Source organism: Ensifer sp. GW821-FHT05G01 (assembly GCF_059419585.1).
In genome coordinates, this window is sequence record NZ_JBWKSC010000002.1 from 613,660 (window position 1) to 629,934 (window position 16,275).

A 16,275-nucleotide genomic window follows, 5' to 3' on the forward strand; every position below is an offset into this window, starting at 1 on the left:
ACGGTAGGATACCCGGATCGTCCGTGACCCATGGGGTTTCTAGCCTTCGGTCGACCACGCGTAATACCGGTTGGCACACGGCATCGTTGCAGTTATAGCGCTTATGTGAGTATCCCGATTGAACATTTCCCTATCGCCGTCGACGAGGTCGTCTACGATCTGGCTCACCTAAGCGCGTTCTCTGCAGCGATCCCAGGCAAGGGTGTTGAGCATGGAACCGACTTAGGCGTGGTCGTTGTATTTTCGAACCACGTCTACACTGAGAGGACAAAGCACGGAGAGCTGCATCATGTCGTCGATCACCACGGAACGAAGCGGACATTCGACGCAGACCGTTATGAAATGTCCAAAACACTCGTCGGCGCGATCAAGGAGAGCATTTCTGGCAATAGCCTAACGCACGTCTCGAAAAGCTACGGTGGCTTGGATAATCTAGTCTTTGTTGAAACCGCAGACGGTCGCAAATGGGCAGTCGTTTACTGTCTCGTGCCCCTTGAAGACGGTTGCTCGGTGCGGATGGAAGTACTCTCGTGCCATCCTAAGGTGGTTGATCAGAAGTCGATCTCCCGCCGAAATCTGAGCTATTTTGCGCGGATGTGCCTATACCACAAAGTACGAACACCAAAAGCATAAGGCCCAGCTTTCGCCGGGCCTTGATGAATTGTCCATTACCGTGGTGTACGAGACCAAAGCTGTTTGGCCTTGGTTGACATGACAGCGACATTTAAGTCAGCCTGCCTAAACAAATAGATAAGTGGTGGGGCTGTCTAAGTCAAGGGCTTCGCCTTGACGGACCTATTATCCCAATTTGGATCGATAGGCTAAGGACACAGATAGGTTTCCGAATTCGGCTCTACAACCCACCCGCCTCCATACGTTCGAGATTCGACGGCCAGGTTGTTGAAAACGCGTTTTGAGCTGGTTCGGCAATTCACCGAGCCGTATCCGCTCTCGGTGCACATGCTGTAATCGCAAATCCGCTGCACACTCCACGCTCTTGCGCGACAGGCTTTGGGTCGGAGGCGCGTGGGAACTGCCGCGACCGATATGACGGACCCGCATAGAGAATAAAGCGGTTGTTTCCTGCACAAGCCGTTGCTGGTCGAAAACATCTTTGGCCGCCGGCACAGCCGCTCACTCGCTACAGCGCGACTGGGGGGCGCGCTCGCGAGTGGCTGTGCTGGCGCCGAACAACACCACTCGGCTGGACACGACCTCGCAGCGCCGTGAGCCCGCTTCAAACGGGACTGAGCGCTGGTTCGATCAACACGCGCGTTTCAGGATCATGTGAGCGTATCGCGATCGGATTGGGGGATGCAATTCTTGGCAGGGACCGAGAGCTCGGCTTGCTGCTTGCTGACCGTCAACTTTCGTAGTTGCAAAAAGAGGCCGGGATGACTTTCATCATCCCGGCCAGGTGGCTCACTGGGAGGAGGGGGCTTTTTTGGAGGATCAGGCTTTTTTGCGGTTCTTCTGTCGATAGACGTCGATCACGACGGCAGCGACGATGATCAGGCCCTTGACGATTTCCTGGTAGTAGGCGTCGACCCTGAGGAAGGTGAAGCCTGAAGTCATGACGCCGAGGATGATCGTGCCGATGACCGTGCCGGTGATGCGGCCGACGCCGCCGGTCAGCGATGTGCCGCCGATGACGGTCGCCGCGATCGCGTCGAGTTCATACATCACGCCCATGCCGGCCTGCGCCGTCTGAGCGCGAGCGGCGGTGACCACGCCGGCAAGGCCTGCCAACATGCCGGCAATGGCGTAGACCTTGATCAGATGCGCTTCGACGTTGATACCTGAGACGCGGGCTGCCTGAACGTTGGCGCCGATCGCGTAGGTGAATTTGCCGTAGCGGGTGTAGCGCAGCGCAATGTGGAAAATGACGGCGACGACCAGGAACACGACCACGGGCCAGATGCCGGTGCCGATGAAATTGAACTGCTCGGTGAGGCCCGAAACCGGTTGGCCCTTGGTGTACCATTTGGAGATGCCGCGCGCTGAGACCATCATGCCGAGCGTGGCGATGAAGGGCGGGATCTTGGTCCGGGCGATCAACTGTCCGTTGACGAGGCCCGCGAGCAGACCGACGCCGATGCCAAGCCCGATCGGCACGATGGCGGGAAGGTCCGTCAGTGACGGATAGAGCGCTCGCGGCCAGGTGGAGGCCTGCGCCACACTTGCCGAGAACATCGCGGTCATGCCGACGACGGAGCCGGAAGACAGATCGATGCCACCGGTGATGATGACCTGGGTCACGCCGACGGCGATAATGCCGATCACGGCAACCTGCAGGATCATGATCGTCAGGCGCTGCGGGTTTAAGAGGAAGCTCTGCCCGACGAAGATCCAGCCGAGGACTTCATAGACGAGCGCGATGCCGATCAGCACCAGGAAGATGCTGAATTCGGGCGGCATCCGGCGCTTGGCACCTGGAAGGGCCGAGCCGGTGCCTTGTGCGGCGACATTGGTTTCCATTGTTCGTTCCTCCCTATGGTCCGTTCGATTCGCGCTTAGCTGGCGGCGAGTTCCATGACCTTGATCTGGGTTGCTTCGGCGCGGTCGAGGATGCCTGTGACGCGTCCTTCATGCATGACCATGATGCGATCGCTCATGCCCAGCACCTCCGGCATTTCCGAAGAAATCATGATGACGGCGACACCGTTGCGGGCGAGTTCGGTGACGAGGCGGTGGATTTCCGCCTTGGCGCCGACGTCAATCCCTCGCGTCGGCTCATCGAGAATGAGAATGCGCGGGTTGGTCAGCAGCCAGCGGCCGATCAGCACCTTCTGCTGGTTGCCGCCCGAGAGGTTCTCGATGCGTTCCTGCAGATTGGGTGTCTTGACCCGAAGCTTTCGGCTCATCTCTTCGCAGGCGGCGGTGATGTCCTTCTCCGCGACAAAGCCGGCCTTGACGAAGCGGTCCTGCAGCACGGCGATCTGCATGTTTTCAAGCACGTCGAGGATTAACAGGCAGCCAGTGTCCTTGCGGTCTTCCGTCAGGAACGCCATGCGATTGCGAATTGCGGTATTGGGATTGTCGATCGACACCGTCTTGCCGTCGATGGCAATCGTGCCCGAGCTTGCAGGCGTCACGCCGAAGAGAGTTTCAGCCACATTCGAGCGGCCGGAGCCGACGAGGCCGGCGATCCCGAGGATCTCGCCGGCGCGCACGTCGAAGGAGACATCGCGGAATACGCCGTCGAGCGTCAGGTTCTTGACCGAAAGCATGACGTCGCCGATCGGTACTTCCTCTTTCGGGAACATCTGGGTGATCTCGCGGCCGACCATCATGCGGATGATGTCGTCGCGGGTGACGTCGCTCGAGGCATGCGTGCCGATGTACTTGCCGTCGCGGAACACCGAGAACTCGTCGGCGATCTCGAACAACTCGTTCATCTTGTGGGTGATGTAGACGATGCCGATGCCCTGCGAGCGGAGATCACGGATGATCTCGAAAAGATGCGCGACTTCGCGCTCCGTCAGGGCCGAGGTCGGTTCGTCCATTATAAGCACGTCGGATTCGTAGGAGACAGCCTTGGCGATCTCCACCATCTGGCGGTTGGCAACGGAGAGGTGACGGACCTCGATCTCGGGATCGAGCTTGATGTTCAGGCGGTCGAACAGCCGGGCGGTGATGCGGCGCATTTCGCCATGATCGACGAAGCCGAAACGGTTCTTCGGCTCGCGCCGGATCCAGATGTTCTCGGCGACTGTCATGAACGGCATCAGGTTCAGTTCCTGGTGGATCATGGCGATACCGTTTTCGAGCGCGTCGAGCGGCGACTTCAGCCTGATCTCGGCCCCTTTTAGGCGGACCTCGCCCTTGTCGGGCGTGTAGATCCCGGCAAGGATCTTCATCAGTGTCGATTTGCCGGCGCCGTTCTCGCCCATCAGCGCATGGACCGTGCCGCGCTTAAGCCGAAAAGACACGTCGTCGAGCGCGACCACTCCTGGAAATTCCTTGCGAATGCCTTCGACATTGAGAAGGTATTCGGCATTGGGTACGGCGCCGCTGGCGCGCACGGCGGCCATCGTTGTCGGACTGAGCGTCATGGTCATTGCCTCCCCGTCAATTCCGGCTTTCGCGGAAAAGTCCTCGCAGCTGGTGGGTCAACCAGCATTCTCTCCGCAGGCGCTAGTCTACAGGATCAGCGCAGCTGCCGCGGGACTGTTTTTGAATGAGAGCGCGGGGATAACCCGCGCTCTCGATGCAACGGATCAGTTCTTGGCCTGATAGCTGGCCATGTTGTCCTTGGTGACGAGTTCGAAGGGGATGTAGACCTTCTTCTCGATGGCTTCGCCCTTGGCGAGCTTGAGGGCCGCGTCGACCGAACCCTTGCCTTGACCGGCCGCGTTCTGGAACACGGTCACATCGAGGTCGCCTGCGGCCATTGCAGCAAGTGCGTCCTGGGTGGCATCGATGCCGCCGATAACGACGCTGTCCATCGAGCGGCCAGCGGCTTTGAGCGCTTGGATCGCGCCGATCGCCATTTCGTCGTTGTTGGAGATCACCGCGTCAAATTCCAGACCGGCAGAAAGCCAGTTGGTCACAAGGTCAGAGCCCTGCGTGCGCGACCAGTTGGCGGTCTGCTCTTCGACGATCTCGATGCCCTTGCAGGCTTCGGTCGCAAGCACGTCATGGATGTCCTTGGTGCGCATGCGGGCGGCCTGGTTAGACAGTTCGCCCATCATGACGACAGCCTTGCCCTTGCCACCGAGCATCTTGCAGATTTCCTGGGTCTGCAGCGTGCCGGATTCCTGCTCGTTCGAAGCGACGAAGGCCTGCTTTTCCGGCAGGGTGTCGACGTTGACCGGTTCGCGGTTGACGTAGACGAGTGGGATGCCGGCGTCCGCTGCGATCTTCGACATAGCCGCCGTTGCGTCGGTATCGACAGGGTTGACGATGATGGCGGTAACGCCGGCAGCGATGAAGTTCTGGATCTGGCTCTGCTGCTTCGAAACGTCGTTCTGCGCGTCTTCGATCTGCAGGTCGACGCCACTGAGCGTCTTTGCGTAGTCGGACATGCCGTTGCGCAGGACCGTCAGGAAGTTGTCGTCGAACTGCGCCATGGAGACGCCGATGGTTTCGGCATGCGCCGCCGTCGACATCATGACAGCCATGGCTGTACCCAGCAGGAACTTTTTCATTGTCTTTCTCCTCCACATTCGGTGCCCGGCCACACCTTCTCCAGCCGGAAACGCTGACCACATCGGGTTGCGTCGGTCCCTGATCGGAAGCGGTACTCCCGCTACGCTCCAATCAAAACGGAATAAAAGAACCAGTGATTTGTAATTACGGAATATGTATTCCATTTTATGCGGACGCCGTCAAGAGTGTCTTTCGGCGTCTCGCTTCGTTTTCCAGTGATCGATCGGTGCCGCTGGTCAGAGCCCGGCTTCGATGTAAGCCATGCTGGCCTTGAGGGCGCTGACGGGGTCGATAAGCCCGTGGACTTCATCGGCAAAAGGTTCGAACGAGAACGGACCGGCATAACCCGCCGCCAGCAGGCGCCTGATCTGACCGACATTGTCGAGGGTGTCATTCTGGTCGACCAGAACGCGGTGCGAGTCGCGCAGATCTGCGATCGCCACATTGTGGTCGGTAACCCCGGAAATATGAACGAGGCCGGTCATATCAGGGTAGATCGCCGGCTCGCCAGCGAGATGTTGGTGGAAGGTGTCATGGACAATACGGAATGTGCTTTCGCCGCAAACCGCCCCTATTGCGTCAACGGCTTCGGTCTTGGAACGAAGCGAGCAGATCTCGAAGCCGAGCGGTTCGACAAGCCCGGTGATGCCGGCGGCATCAAGCATCGGCTTCAATGCGGCAAGCGCTTGCTTCAGATTGGCCTGGCGCTCACCGTCAGCCTGGCCGCTACCGTCATTGACAGGCACAAGAACGAGCGCCTTTGCGCCGCAGTCCTTGGCATAGGAGATCAGGTGGGCGGCTTCGGCCGCACGGATTTCGTTCCATTCGTTGAAACGCTGCAGGGCGTTGATGGAGATGATCGTTACGCCATGTCGACCGGCAAGCGCTGCCACGTCTGCCGCGGGTGTTCCGTCCAGGATGGCGTTATCGCTGAGGTCGTTGCGAATCTCCACTGATGTCATGCCAAGCGTGCGGGCGAGGGCGAAGAATTGCTCGATTGGCAGGCCAGGCGTCGTCATGTGGTTGAGTGCGAAGGGCAGGGTGGTCATGGGAATGTCTCCTCCAAGGCGGGTTTGCGAGTAGCTATAAATGGAACGTTCATTCCATTTATAGCTACTCGCTCAGATCGCCAATGGCTAGGAGGACGCTCAAAGACGCCTCGTCAAAGCGCTTGCATTGCTGCAAGATTGTCATTGGTCAATGATGGAATTCAATCAATGGTCAGTCATTCCTTCGCGATCTCGATATCCCGGAGGCCGCGGTTGGCTTCGTGATCGGCTCGCGCTGGTCTCGAAAGCTGCACTCGTGCAACGGTCACCGCGCAAGTTCGGTTTGCATTTGACGCTGCAAGGTGGTTTTTGGCGCAATGTGCCGAGTTGGCTGGCAGAGTGAGAATGTGAACGTGCCCGACAATCCTACGCTAGCCGCGATGCAAGCCCGTCCATGGCACCCGAAATGGGGTGCAAGGCTCGGGGCGACGTATTTCGTACATAAGGCGTTTCCTTGGCTTGGCCACTATTTCGGCGAGGCGCCGCTTCACTCTACGCTTGCGCCCGGGCTCGATGGCATCCTGTCATGGGGTGGTCGCTTACCGGCAAAAACGGCAATGCGAATTGCGCGTTTGCGTCAACTCCCGCATTGGCATCTCGAGGACGGCTTCCTGCGCTCCGTCGGTCTCGGCAAAGATGGCAGCATCCCGATTTCGATTATCGTCGATGACAAGGCGCTGCCGGTCGATGCTGCTCGCGCCTCACGATTGGAATTGCTGATCCGCGATGCGGCTGGCGGCCGTGCGCATGATGTCGGTGCGCCGATCCGTGAGGCGCTGGTCGCGCATAGGCTGTCGAAATACAACAATCTCCCTCACACCGAGCCCCGGTTCGATCACTCGACACGGCGAAGGCTCCTGCTGGTCGATCAGGTATTTGGTGATGTTTCCGTCGAGAAGGCGCTGGGTACGGCTTCTGCCTTTGACAGAATGTTGGACGATGCGATTGGAAGCGGTGCCCAGGTCATCGTTCGAACGCATCCAGACGTGATCGCCGGTCACCGCAAGGGTTATATGACCGAACGGGCATCGAAGTTGCCGGGCGTGACGCTCATGGCCGACAAAGTCTCTGCCGCAGCAATCCTTGCGGTCGTTGACGAAGTCTGGACCGTTTCTAGTCAAATGGGCTTCGATGCGCTTCTACGAGGTCTTCCCGTACGTTGTTATGCAACGCCGTTTTATGGGGGGTGGGGGCTGACAGAAGACCGCGTGGAGGATCGAGCGCAAGTGGCCCATGCGCGGCGGGCAACCGCACGCCCCACAGTCGATCAGCTAACGTTCGCTGCTTTCAGCCTTTACCCCGTCTATCGCCATCCAAAGACCTGGCAAGTGCTGGAGCCGCTCCAGGCGATTGATTGCTTGGTCGAAGAAATCAGCACAACGAGGCGGGCTGGCTGATTTTTTGATGGCCCAGATTTTTTAATCAGCGGGTCCACGGTTCAATCCCGTGATCACCCACCCAGTATCTCTTTGAAAAACGCTGACTAAACTCCAATTTCCTGCTCTCCTAAAAGTTGCTAGTTTCCAACAATTGGAAACGGTTTCCAATTCACGTTCTTTGTTCCGGAAAGCAGCCGGTTCAATCTCGCTCCAGCGGGTCTCCATCAGCTTGATTGCATCCTTCGCCAATTGCCGCAGCGCGACCTCTCGGCGGAATAGTCGTTGCTCGAGAATATCGTCCGCGTCCAGGCCTGGTGGAAGGGGCCAGACCGCAAGCCCGGCTTCTCGCGCCCGCAGCAGATACGTCGAAACCGACGTCTTGCTCAACTTCAGCCGTTCAGAAACGGCGCGTATCGACAATCCCTGCTCGAACGTCAGCCGCAGGATCGATCGGATATCCTTCACGTCGGTATGTCTCGCTTGCTTCCGTCTGGGCATCATGTCCTCGCTCAAAACACGAGGGCAAAATGCCAGATCGGCGCTTACGAAAATCGATCTAAATCCGTCGCTATGCCTGTCCGCGACTTACTGAAATCGCTGTCCCGTACTTACTGAAATCTGTGTCCGCGACTTACTGAAATCCTTGTCCCAGACTTTGTGAAACCCGCAGCGCGCCCCGGAAGACCGGCGGCCGCAGCACCTGAGGAAGATTCAAACGGCACTATGGAGGTGCGGACGACTTCTTGGACTGCTTATGCTGCAATTCCGAGGTTCCGGCGGTATTCCGCGGGGCTAAGGCCACCGAGTGAGATTTTTATGCGATGCTGGTTGTACCACCGGATATAGGAATCTACTTGCTGCATGAAGTCGTCAAGCGTCGTATTGATCCAGTCGCGATGGTAGTACATCTCGTTTTTTAGCCGTCCAAAGAAGCCCTCGCAGGCTGAGTTATCCGGTGAGCACCCTTTGCGTGACATGGAGCGGGCCAGCTGAGCATTGTGTATGCGCGACAGCCAGCCAGGCCAGCGATAATGGGCACCGCGGTCAGAGTGCACAACCGGACGCTCGGAAACGCTGATCGTTTCGATTGCGGCATCGAGCATGGTGTTCACGAGTTCTGCGTCTGGACGTGTGCTCACGTACCAACTGACAACAAGCCCGTCGAAGCAGTCGATAATAGGCGACAGATACACTTTCCCCGCCGGCAACTGGAACTCCGTGATATCGGTAAGCCACTTCTCGTTTGGCCTTGCAGCGTGGAAATCACGATTGACCAAATTTTCTGGTGCAGCGTCTAGTTCCCCTTGGTACGACGTGTACCGACGCCGCTTCACGGTGGCGGCGACGAGCTGCTCCTGCTTCATCAGGCGGCGTACGACCTTTTCGGAAACCTGCTCTCCTCTCCTGGTCAGGGCCGCATGAATGCGTCTGTAGCCGTAACAGTTACGATTGGCTTCGAAGAGAGACACAATGGTTTGGCGAAGCTCGGCGTATTGGTCATCAAGACAAAGCAGAGACCGATGATAAAAATAGGAGCTGCGGGCGAACTCAAGCCGCGTGAGGAGTTCTGGTAACGCATAGATCTGTCTCAGGGCATCAACCAGCAGGGTCTTTTCCCGGTTTGCCAGGAGCCGCACGTCGATGCCCAGATCTTTTTTTATGAGTTCGTTAGCCTTCTTCAGCAGGTCGTGTTCGAGTTGAAGGCGCTGCACATCTCTACGTAGCGCCTCGAGTTCACGCTCGAGTTCGTCTCGGCTGGCTGTCGGTGGTAATTCGCGACGGCGTGTCATGGATGCAGGGACCTCACGACCAAGTTTCTGGTTCTTCCAGTCGTACAACGTCTGCCGGCTCACGCCTACCTTCTGAGCCAGCGAGCGGGCACTCTCACGCCGAGAGCACAAATCGATCACGGCCGTTCGCTTCTGTTGCTCCGATCTCGGAGTAGCGGTTGCGTTGCTGCTGAGAACTCGGCGCCTGCCATCGGGTTCATATTCGTCGATCCAAGCCGAGAGCTTTCCACGGCAAGGGTAACCAAGCGCCTTGATGGTCCATGCTATGCAACGGCCGTGGCTCAGATAGTGCTCGACGGCAATCCGCTTCTGCTCATCCGAATACCGTCGTTTGGTGCGAACATAACCTGCCGACAAGCCGGGACCGCGTTCGTACTCGCGGCACCATTGCTTGAGAGCATTCTTCGTCGGATAGCCCAACTGACGGATCGTGGCCTTCACGCGTCTACCAAGCTTGATGTAGAGCTGCACGGCTCTCATGCGGTCTTCGTACGAATACATGAACTATCTCCTGTTAGTCCAAGAATTCGTCCGCACCTCCTATTTGGGGAGTATTGCTGCGGTACTGACAGGTCGCGCAGATTGCTGGCTCTGTCGGTCATCTATGAGGGCGGTTCCCGGGGACAAGCCGCCTCGATTGAAGGGGTTGGTCGTCAGATTATCCGGGACTGGGTTGAGCGTTTCAATTTGCATGGTCCTGACGGTCTGAAAACCGGCAAGGCGACGGGCCTGGAGCCATTGCTCAAAGATGAGCAGCGCACGTCCCTTGCCGAGGCGGTAGAGAAAGGTCCTGTTCCCTATCTCGATGGCGTCGTGCGCTGGCGGCTGGCCGATCTGGTGCAATGGCGTTGGCAGGAGCACCGTATCTCCGTCAGCCGCCAGACATTGGGACGCGAGTTGACTGCCATGGGCTACCGCAAGCTTTCGGCGCGGCCGAAACATCATGCGCAGGACCCGCAAGCGATTGAGGAATTTAAAAAAACTTCCCAGCCGCAGTGGCAGAAATCGCTGCCGGAGCCGCCAGAGGCAAGCGAATAGAAATCTGGTTCCAGGACGAGGCCCGTATCGGTCAGAAGAACAAGATCACGCGCCGCTGGGCCAAACGCGGGACACGGCCCTCAGCCCCACACGACCAGCGCACAAGGTCGGCCTATCTCTTCGGGGCCATCTGCCCAAAGCTTGGCAAAGCAGCCGCTCTCGTCATGCCGTGGTGCGACACCTATGCCATGAACCAGCATCTGACGGAAATCGCCCGCCATGTCGCCCACGACGCCCACGCCATCCTCATCCTGGATCAGGCGGGCTGGCACATGTCCAACAAGCTCGCCGTCCCTGAAAATATCACCATCCTGCCGCTGCCGCCGAAGTGACCCGAACTCAACCCGTTCGAAAACCTCTGGCTCTTCATGCGCGAGAACTGGCTCTCCAATCGCGTCTTTAAGTCCTACGAAGACATCGTTGGCCACTGCTGCGATGCCTGGCGAAAGCTTCAACGCCAGCCTTCGCGCATCATGTCAATCGGTCATAGAAAATGAGCGCATGAGTTCTAATCATTGAGCGCTGGTATTAGCCGACAGGTTGAGGCTGGTCGATCGTTTCCGAAGGATTGGGTGGGCTCCAAAGCGCTTTGTGTATTACCAAAATCTCCGCGATGTGAAGCATATCAGGACGCAGAAGAAGCCGTTTTCCGTGGAGATAGAGGCGGTTCCAGCCAGTATTCGCCCCATCGTCTGCTTTGATGTGTATGAACGTCTTGGGGAAAACGGCAGCGGCCACATTCCCATGGAAACAGACGCTATGGTCTCACTGTTGAACGCATGCGTCTCTTCATCCGATCAAACCGTGTCGGCGGTCATCTCTTCATGTTTAGTGATGCGCTACGTCACCTACGCAAAAGTCTTGATAGCAACGACCTCGGCTCGGTCTTCTTGATGAACATAAAAGCCGTGTGCCCTGTGTTGCTCGTGAGCGAGCTCGCCGGAACTGCGGCATGGGCTAGGTCTTCCTCGTCAAGGTGTTTACGCAGGTCTATCTGATCGAAGCCATCAAAAAGGCGAAGGCAACGGTCTTCGAAGTCCTTCTGGCCGAAGGCGCGAAGGTGGTCGAACTGCTTGAAAACTCGCTCGCGCTCCGAGGTTGCCATGTTTGGGTCCATGTCTTCCCGGTACCAACCTGTTTCAATCGGAACTTGGAATAGATGGAAACCGCCGGGTGCGATGGCGCGGTTCATATCAGTTATGATCTTATCGATCGATCCAGGCACGTGCTCAAGCACGTGTGAGTGGACCATTCCATAAACACTGTTTGGCGCCATGTAGTCGAGCGGTCGGCTTAAGTCGACCTTACGCACAGGGGTCTTCATCCATGCGTATTCTTCCGGTGCGAAATCGGCTGGGGCATAGGCGCCACTATAACGCGCTTGCAGAAGGTCGCAGACCCCTAGATCGGGCGCAAAATGATAAACCGGCATCGGTTTCTTGCTTGGCGGGGGTGCTAATTTCCGGATTGCAAGCGCCAGCATTCGCCCGCGTTCCTTGGAACCGCACCCGACGCATCGCGCGTTCAGGCGTCCATTATACACACCGAATTGTCTGCTGCCGCAAATAGGGCACTTTGCCATTTCTTCCCTCGCTGGTAGAAGCGCAAAATATCTGCACACTCAACGGCTGACAGTCAAGACCGCTCCCGCATCGCGACCGCGACGAGCAGATTCGCCAGAGCCACGGCGGTTCCGTATCTAATCACCTTCATCCGAGGCCAGCGCGCGCCATCCCAATCATACCCCATCTGCCCGCTCCAACGGTTGGGACTAAGCCGACTGGGTTTGCGGAAGGGAATGTCGTCCAGGGTCCCAGCCGGTCAGCGTGTGCCACAAGTTGTTCGCTGAGTGCTCTGGCTTGAAGTGCGGTCAGTCCAAACTGCAGCGCTGAGACGCCATCCAGATCGGGGGGCACACTGAATTCGGGGCGAAGGAAAATGTCTGAGGTCTGGTTCATAAGCGTCGCAGTCTTCCAGCCAACGATCGGCGCCGCCTTCACACCGCCTCGGCCGTCCTTGTTCCAACCATTCATGTTGATGCCTGCCCTCCGCTTTGGGACGGCAGATTAGCCCAAAACAATGACAAGTTGTCGATGGTCGAATACGATACTTCAATCAAGGCGTACCGGCCTTAAGTCGGCTACCCGCCAAGACGCACTAGTTCCGGCGCTGCCTGACGTTCGATGTCCCTAGCAGACGGTCGACGTCTCTTTCGATCTCGGCGCAGATAACCTCCAAATCGTAGAGATCACCGGGGTCATAGCGGTGTGCGACGCTCAACTGATCTCGGGCTATCCAGGCAACCGCATACTCTTCAGACAATGCGCGAAAGACCGGGCTCTGTTGCGCGTCAATCAACGCGCGCAACGTTGGAAGCCTCATTTTCAAGCGGGATCGACCGATCTTTTCAAGGTCCATAACGGTCTCTCCTGACCCGACCTGACTTTGCCGCACATTCAACTATCGCATGCTTCCCTGAAAACTAAAGAGGTTGAGACCATGTCGCGACGCATCAACACGGCGGGGCTTGCGCGAAGTGATTGCTCGCGCTTGCTGCCAGCTGCGAAAAATGCAAGATTGCCGCGTCTGTGAATTCGAACGCTCAGACGGGGCCTCTTCTCTTGCTTTGCAGGAGTGGAGGCCTTTTCGCTTCATAAAGCGCCTTCGTCGCGACTGCGACCAGTAACCCTCCCAAGCCCCGGCGGTTCCAAATCTCGCCCGACTCCTCCCATGCCGGTCTAAATCTGGGTCGGATCCTCAATGCCGTTGTCATAACGTACGCGTACTCTAAGCGCCACCACGGTCGCGGTCGATGATCTGGACTTGAGCGTTCTGCCGCAACCAAGCTTCTGCCGTCGCTGGTTTGCGGTCCGGCAGCAGGCTGACCGGCCGCCGACGTTCCAGATCATGCACGATCGAGCCGTAGCGATGATTGCGACGACACGCCCAATCATCAATGCCATTCACGGAGGCTGGAGCCGAGGGCGGAAGTCCGCGCCTGCGGATGACGCGCAGAAGACTGTCGTTGCCGACTGGAAGCATAAGCCGCCGGGCAAAACGCGCAGCCGGGCGTCCACCAAGTGCCAGAGCCAGATGGTGGACGAGATGCTCGAGGCGCCCGGTTCGTCTGGCATAGGGGCGGCACATCGCCGAACCGCTCTGTGAATATCGGTTTTCTGCAGAGTACGGCATCACAAGTGAATCTCTGAGTGCGCACGAGAAGCCTGACGCGTTTCATTTCTGCTGATGTTCGTCAAAATCTCCACCGGGATTTTGCTCGTGACGTGCCTTGCGCTCGATCCGGTGCCCTCGATCGCGACTTTCAGCTGCGGAGTAAAAGTCGCCACAGTAGGTAGGTAAAAGTAAACTGACTTGTAATAAGATTCGCTCGGTGAGCATAGTGGCCAAATGGTGCTTTATTTGGTCACGGTAAAAAGTTTGCAAGAGTATTGCGGCTAAGGGGTTTTCTGTAATTTTTGAGAGGTGGTGACAGTTAGAGATGTTGACGGGTGCCTGATATACCTTTTGTTTCGAAGTTCAGGATCATCTAGCTCGGTCGTCAGATGTTCTCCGGCGTGAACAGATCAAACGGCAGGAAGGTCTGCCCAGGTGCACCTGTTGGCCCCTTGTCGATCGCCTGTATCATCAGGCTGATCGTCTCTCGGGCAAGGGCTGCGGTCGGCGTCGAGATCGCGAGTGTCACGACATCGTCGGCGAGAGCGGCTCGCGATTCCGGGGTCAACTCATTGACGACGGCGATCAGCTTGCCTTCGAGCTTTTCCTCGCGGATCGCCGAGATTGCGCCTTCCATGCCGCCGCCACAGACGTAGAAGCCGATCAGATCCGGGTGGCGTTGCAATAGATTGAGCGTCGCTTCGTGGGTGATTTCGGCCGTATCGAGATTGACCATCGTGTCGAGCACTTCGAAGTCAGGGGCGTGCTCGCGGAAATAGGACCGGAAGCCGATTTCGCGCAGTTCGTGGCCGAGAAACCGATGGCTGCCGACGAATGCCGCGACCTTGCCGGGCCGCTTCGCTGCCTTGGCAATCATCCAGGCGGCAGTCCTGCCGACCTTGTGATTGTTCAGGCCGACATAACCTTCACGCACGCCGGCGGCAAAATCGGAAAGCAGCGAGAAGACCGGGATCCCGCGCGCCTTCAACTCTTCGACGACGGCAGTCACGGCAGGATAATCCGGTGCAACAAGCGCAATTGCCTGATTGCGGGCGGCCATTGCTCGCAGTTTCTCGGTGATTCCAGTGGGCGTTGAGTTGGCGACGAATTCCACCTGTGGCAACGCGCGGACGGTTGAAAGCGCGAGGGCTGCGTTCTCCATTTCCTTGGCGACAATCTGATAAAAGGCCTGCTGCGGCTTCTGCAGCAGGAAGCCGAGACGGTACTGCGGGAGATCCTCGAAGACCCGCTGACGCAGCAGGCCGACCGCGTGATAGCCGATGCCCTTGGCGGCGTCATAGACCCGGCGCGCCGTCTCTTCGCGCACGGGATGCCGGCCATTGAGAACGCGGTCCACGGTGGCGACGCTGACGCCTGCAGCGCGGGCGAGATCGGCGATCGTAGGTCTGTTGCTCATAGGCCGCCCCTGAAATGATTACATCATTCATGAAATGCGAGGTTTGATGGTATTTGAGAGAATATATCATCACTGCATTGAGAACTTGCAAAAGTCAACTATCGTCAGTTCCAAGAGACAAGAAATGGCCGGCGGCGTGCGGTCGATTACTGGAGGATGAACGGATGGTGATGGTTCCGACAAAGCGTGATTACAGCCTGCTTGGGGGCGACGCCCAGGCAGCAGTCGCCAACGGGCTGTCCGCTGCCGAGTGGTACCACACCGAGATCCCGCGCAAGCAGATGAAGGAACTGATGAAGCGCGAGGATGGTCCAGCCATTCGCGATACCGCCATCTGGTTCGGCAGTCTCATCATCTTCGGCGGCCTCGGCGTCTACTTCTGGGGAACCTGGTGGGCCGTTCCCTTCTTTCTCGCCTACGGCGTCCTCTATGGCTCGGCGTCCGACAGTCGCTGGCACGAATGTGGTCATGGCACGGCGTTCAAGACGATGTGGATGAACGACGTCGTCTACCAGGTCGCCTGTTTCATGATCATGCGCAACCCGGTGACCTGGCGCTGGAGCCATACCCGGCATCACACCGACACTGTTATCGTCGGCCGGGACCCTGAAATTGCCGTCATGCGCCCACCGGATCTGCTTCGGCTGGTGCTGAACTTCTTCGGCATTCTCGATGTCTGGCATGCCGTGGTCGACATGGTCCGCAACGCATTCGGCGTCATCAGTGCCGCCGAGAAGACTTTCATCCCGGAAATGGAGCAGCCGAAGGCAATCCGCGTCGCGCGCATCTGGTTTGCGATCTATCTCGCCACGATCGGCCTGTCCTTATACCTCGGCTCGATCCTGCCCTTGATGCTGATTGGCCTGCCGCGCCTCTACGGCGCCTGGCATCACGTGCTGACGGGCCTGCTGCAGCATGGCGGGCTTGCCGACAACGTCACGGACCACCGGCTGAACAGCCGCACCGTCTACATGAACCCGATCAGCCGCTTCATCTACTGGAACATGAACTACCACGTCGAACATCACATGTTCCCGATGGTGCCCTATCACGCGCTGCCGCGGCTGCACGCAATGATCAAACATGACCTGCCGGAGCCGAACCCATCCATGCTCCACGGCTATCGCGAGATGATCCCGGCCTTCCTGCGTCAACTGCGGAATGAAGACTATTTCTTAAAGCGCGAACTGCCGCCGACGGCAAAACCCTACCGGGAAGAGTTTCACGGCGATGCGCTTGTGCATGCCGCCGAATAGTCATTCCCCTCAACAAACAAC

Annotated in this window: 11 protein-coding genes and 3 pseudogenes; 4 read left to right on the forward strand and 10 right to left on the reverse strand. The window is 58.0% G+C overall.

Annotated elements, in window-relative coordinates:
• Nucleotides 1-105 precede the first annotated feature (105 nt).
• On the forward strand, nt 106-633 hold the full coding sequence (locus AC07UR_RS08610; RefSeq protein ID WP_209789660.1) for a YjaZ family protein: 528 nt from the start codon (nt 106-108) through the stop codon (nt 631-633).
• An 819-nt stretch (nt 634-1,452) separates the two neighbouring features.
• Here AC07UR_RS08610 and AC07UR_RS08615 read toward each other — a convergent pair.
• From AC07UR_RS08615 to AC07UR_RS08630, 4 genes are all read right to left on the reverse strand, one after another.
• Nucleotides 1,453-2,478: an ABC transporter permease gene (locus tag AC07UR_RS08615; RefSeq protein ID WP_209789661.1), complete on the reverse strand. Its 1,026-nt coding sequence runs from the start codon at nt 2,476-2,478 to the stop codon at nt 1,453-1,455.
• 35 nt (nt 2,479-2,513) lie between these two features.
• Entirely contained in the window at nt 2,514-4,055 is a 1,542-nt protein-coding gene (locus AC07UR_RS08620) for a sugar ABC transporter ATP-binding protein (RefSeq protein WP_209789662.1), read from the reverse strand.
• A 165-nt stretch (nt 4,056-4,220) separates the two neighbouring features.
• Nucleotides 4,221-5,150, reverse strand: a complete 930-nt coding sequence (locus tag AC07UR_RS08625) for a sugar ABC transporter substrate-binding protein (RefSeq protein ID WP_077505057.1) — start codon at nt 5,148-5,150, stop codon at nt 4,221-4,223.
• A 237-nt stretch (nt 5,151-5,387) separates the two neighbouring features.
• Complete coding sequence (locus AC07UR_RS08630; RefSeq protein ID WP_209789663.1) at nt 5,388-6,200, reverse strand: TIM barrel protein; 813 nt, start codon at nt 6,198-6,200, stop codon at nt 5,388-5,390.
• Between the two features lie 380 nt (nt 6,201-6,580).
• On the opposite strand from AC07UR_RS08630, the gene AC07UR_RS08635 reads away from it, so the two are divergent.
• On the forward strand, nt 6,581-7,597 hold the full coding sequence (locus AC07UR_RS08635; RefSeq protein ID WP_209789747.1) for a capsular polysaccharide export protein, LipB/KpsS family: 1,017 nt from the start codon (nt 6,581-6,583) through the stop codon (nt 7,595-7,597).
• Nucleotides 7,598-7,846: 249 nt separating this feature from the next.
• Here AC07UR_RS08635 and AC07UR_RS08640 read toward each other — a convergent pair.
• Nucleotides 7,847-8,077 (reverse strand): annotated as a pseudogene (locus AC07UR_RS08640) (IS21 family transposase); the annotation flags it as partial.
• Between the two features lie 254 nt (nt 8,078-8,331).
• On the reverse strand, nt 8,332-9,870 hold the full coding sequence (locus AC07UR_RS08645) for an IS3 family transposase (protein WP_209789664.1): 1,539 nt from the start codon (nt 9,868-9,870) through the stop codon (nt 8,332-8,334).
• 69 nt (nt 9,871-9,939) lie between these two features.
• Here AC07UR_RS08645 and AC07UR_RS08650 point away from each other — a divergent pair.
• Nucleotides 9,940-10,904, forward strand: a pseudogene (locus tag AC07UR_RS08650) (IS630 family transposase); the annotation flags it as partial.
• Nucleotides 10,905-11,251: 347 nt separating this feature from the next.
• Here AC07UR_RS08650 and AC07UR_RS08655 read toward each other — a convergent pair.
• From AC07UR_RS08655 to AC07UR_RS08670, 4 genes and pseudogenes are all read right to left on the reverse strand, one after another.
• A complete protein-coding gene (locus tag AC07UR_RS08655) occupies nt 11,252-11,890 on the reverse strand; it encodes a class I SAM-dependent methyltransferase (protein WP_209789667.1) in 639 nt (212 codons plus the stop codon).
• A 674-nt stretch (nt 11,891-12,564) separates the two neighbouring features.
• Nucleotides 12,565-12,825: a hypothetical protein gene (locus AC07UR_RS08660; RefSeq protein ID WP_209789668.1), complete on the reverse strand. Its 261-nt coding sequence runs from the start codon at nt 12,823-12,825 to the stop codon at nt 12,565-12,567.
• A 375-nt stretch (nt 12,826-13,200) separates the two neighbouring features.
• Nucleotides 13,201-13,642, reverse strand: a pseudogene (locus AC07UR_RS08665) (transposase); the annotation flags it as partial.
• Nucleotides 13,643-13,966: 324 nt separating this feature from the next.
• Nucleotides 13,967-14,998, reverse strand: coding sequence for a LacI family DNA-binding transcriptional regulator (locus tag AC07UR_RS08670; RefSeq protein ID WP_209789669.1), 1,032 nt, complete (start codon nt 14,996-14,998; stop codon nt 13,967-13,969).
• 164 nt (nt 14,999-15,162) lie between these two features.
• On the opposite strand from AC07UR_RS08670, the gene AC07UR_RS08675 reads away from it, so the two are divergent.
• Complete coding sequence (locus AC07UR_RS08675; protein ID WP_209789670.1) at nt 15,163-16,254, forward strand: fatty acid desaturase family protein; 1,092 nt, start codon at nt 15,163-15,165, stop codon at nt 16,252-16,254.
• Nucleotides 16,255-16,275 lie beyond the last annotated feature (21 nt).

Bases quoted from the DNA above. Each gene is read 5' to 3' on its own strand.
- AC07UR_RS08615 (WP_209789661.1), bottom strand. From the start codon at position 2,478: ATGGAAACCAATGTCGCCGCACAAGGCACCGGCTCGGCCCTTCCAGGT.
- AC07UR_RS08620 (WP_209789662.1), bottom strand. From the start codon at position 4,055: ATGACGCTCAGTCCGACAACGATGGCCGCCGTGCGCGCCAGCGGCGCC.
- AC07UR_RS08625 (WP_077505057.1), bottom strand. From the start codon at position 5,150: ATGAAAAAGTTCCTGCTGGGTACAGCCATGGCTGTCATGATGTCGACG.
- AC07UR_RS08630 (WP_209789663.1), bottom strand. From the start codon at position 6,200: ATGACCACCCTGCCCTTCGCACTCAACCACATGACGACGCCTGGCCTG.
- AC07UR_RS08635 (WP_209789747.1), top strand. From the start codon at position 6,581: ATGCAAGCCCGTCCATGGCACCCGAAATGGGGTGCAAGGCTCGGGGCG.
- AC07UR_RS08645 (WP_209789664.1), bottom strand. From the start codon at position 9,870: ATGTATTCGTACGAAGACCGCATGAGAGCCGTGCAGCTCTACATCAAG.
- AC07UR_RS08655 (WP_209789667.1), bottom strand. From the start codon at position 11,890: ATGCTGGCGCTTGCAATCCGGAAATTAGCACCCCCGCCAAGCAAGAAA.
- AC07UR_RS08660 (WP_209789668.1), bottom strand. From the start codon at position 12,825: ATGGACCTTGAAAAGATCGGTCGATCCCGCTTGAAAATGAGGCTTCCA.
- AC07UR_RS08670 (WP_209789669.1), bottom strand. From the start codon at position 14,998: ATGAGCAACAGACCTACGATCGCCGATCTCGCCCGCGCTGCAGGCGTC.
- AC07UR_RS08675 (WP_209789670.1), top strand. From the start codon at position 15,163: ATGGTGATGGTTCCGACAAAGCGTGATTACAGCCTGCTTGGGGGCGAC.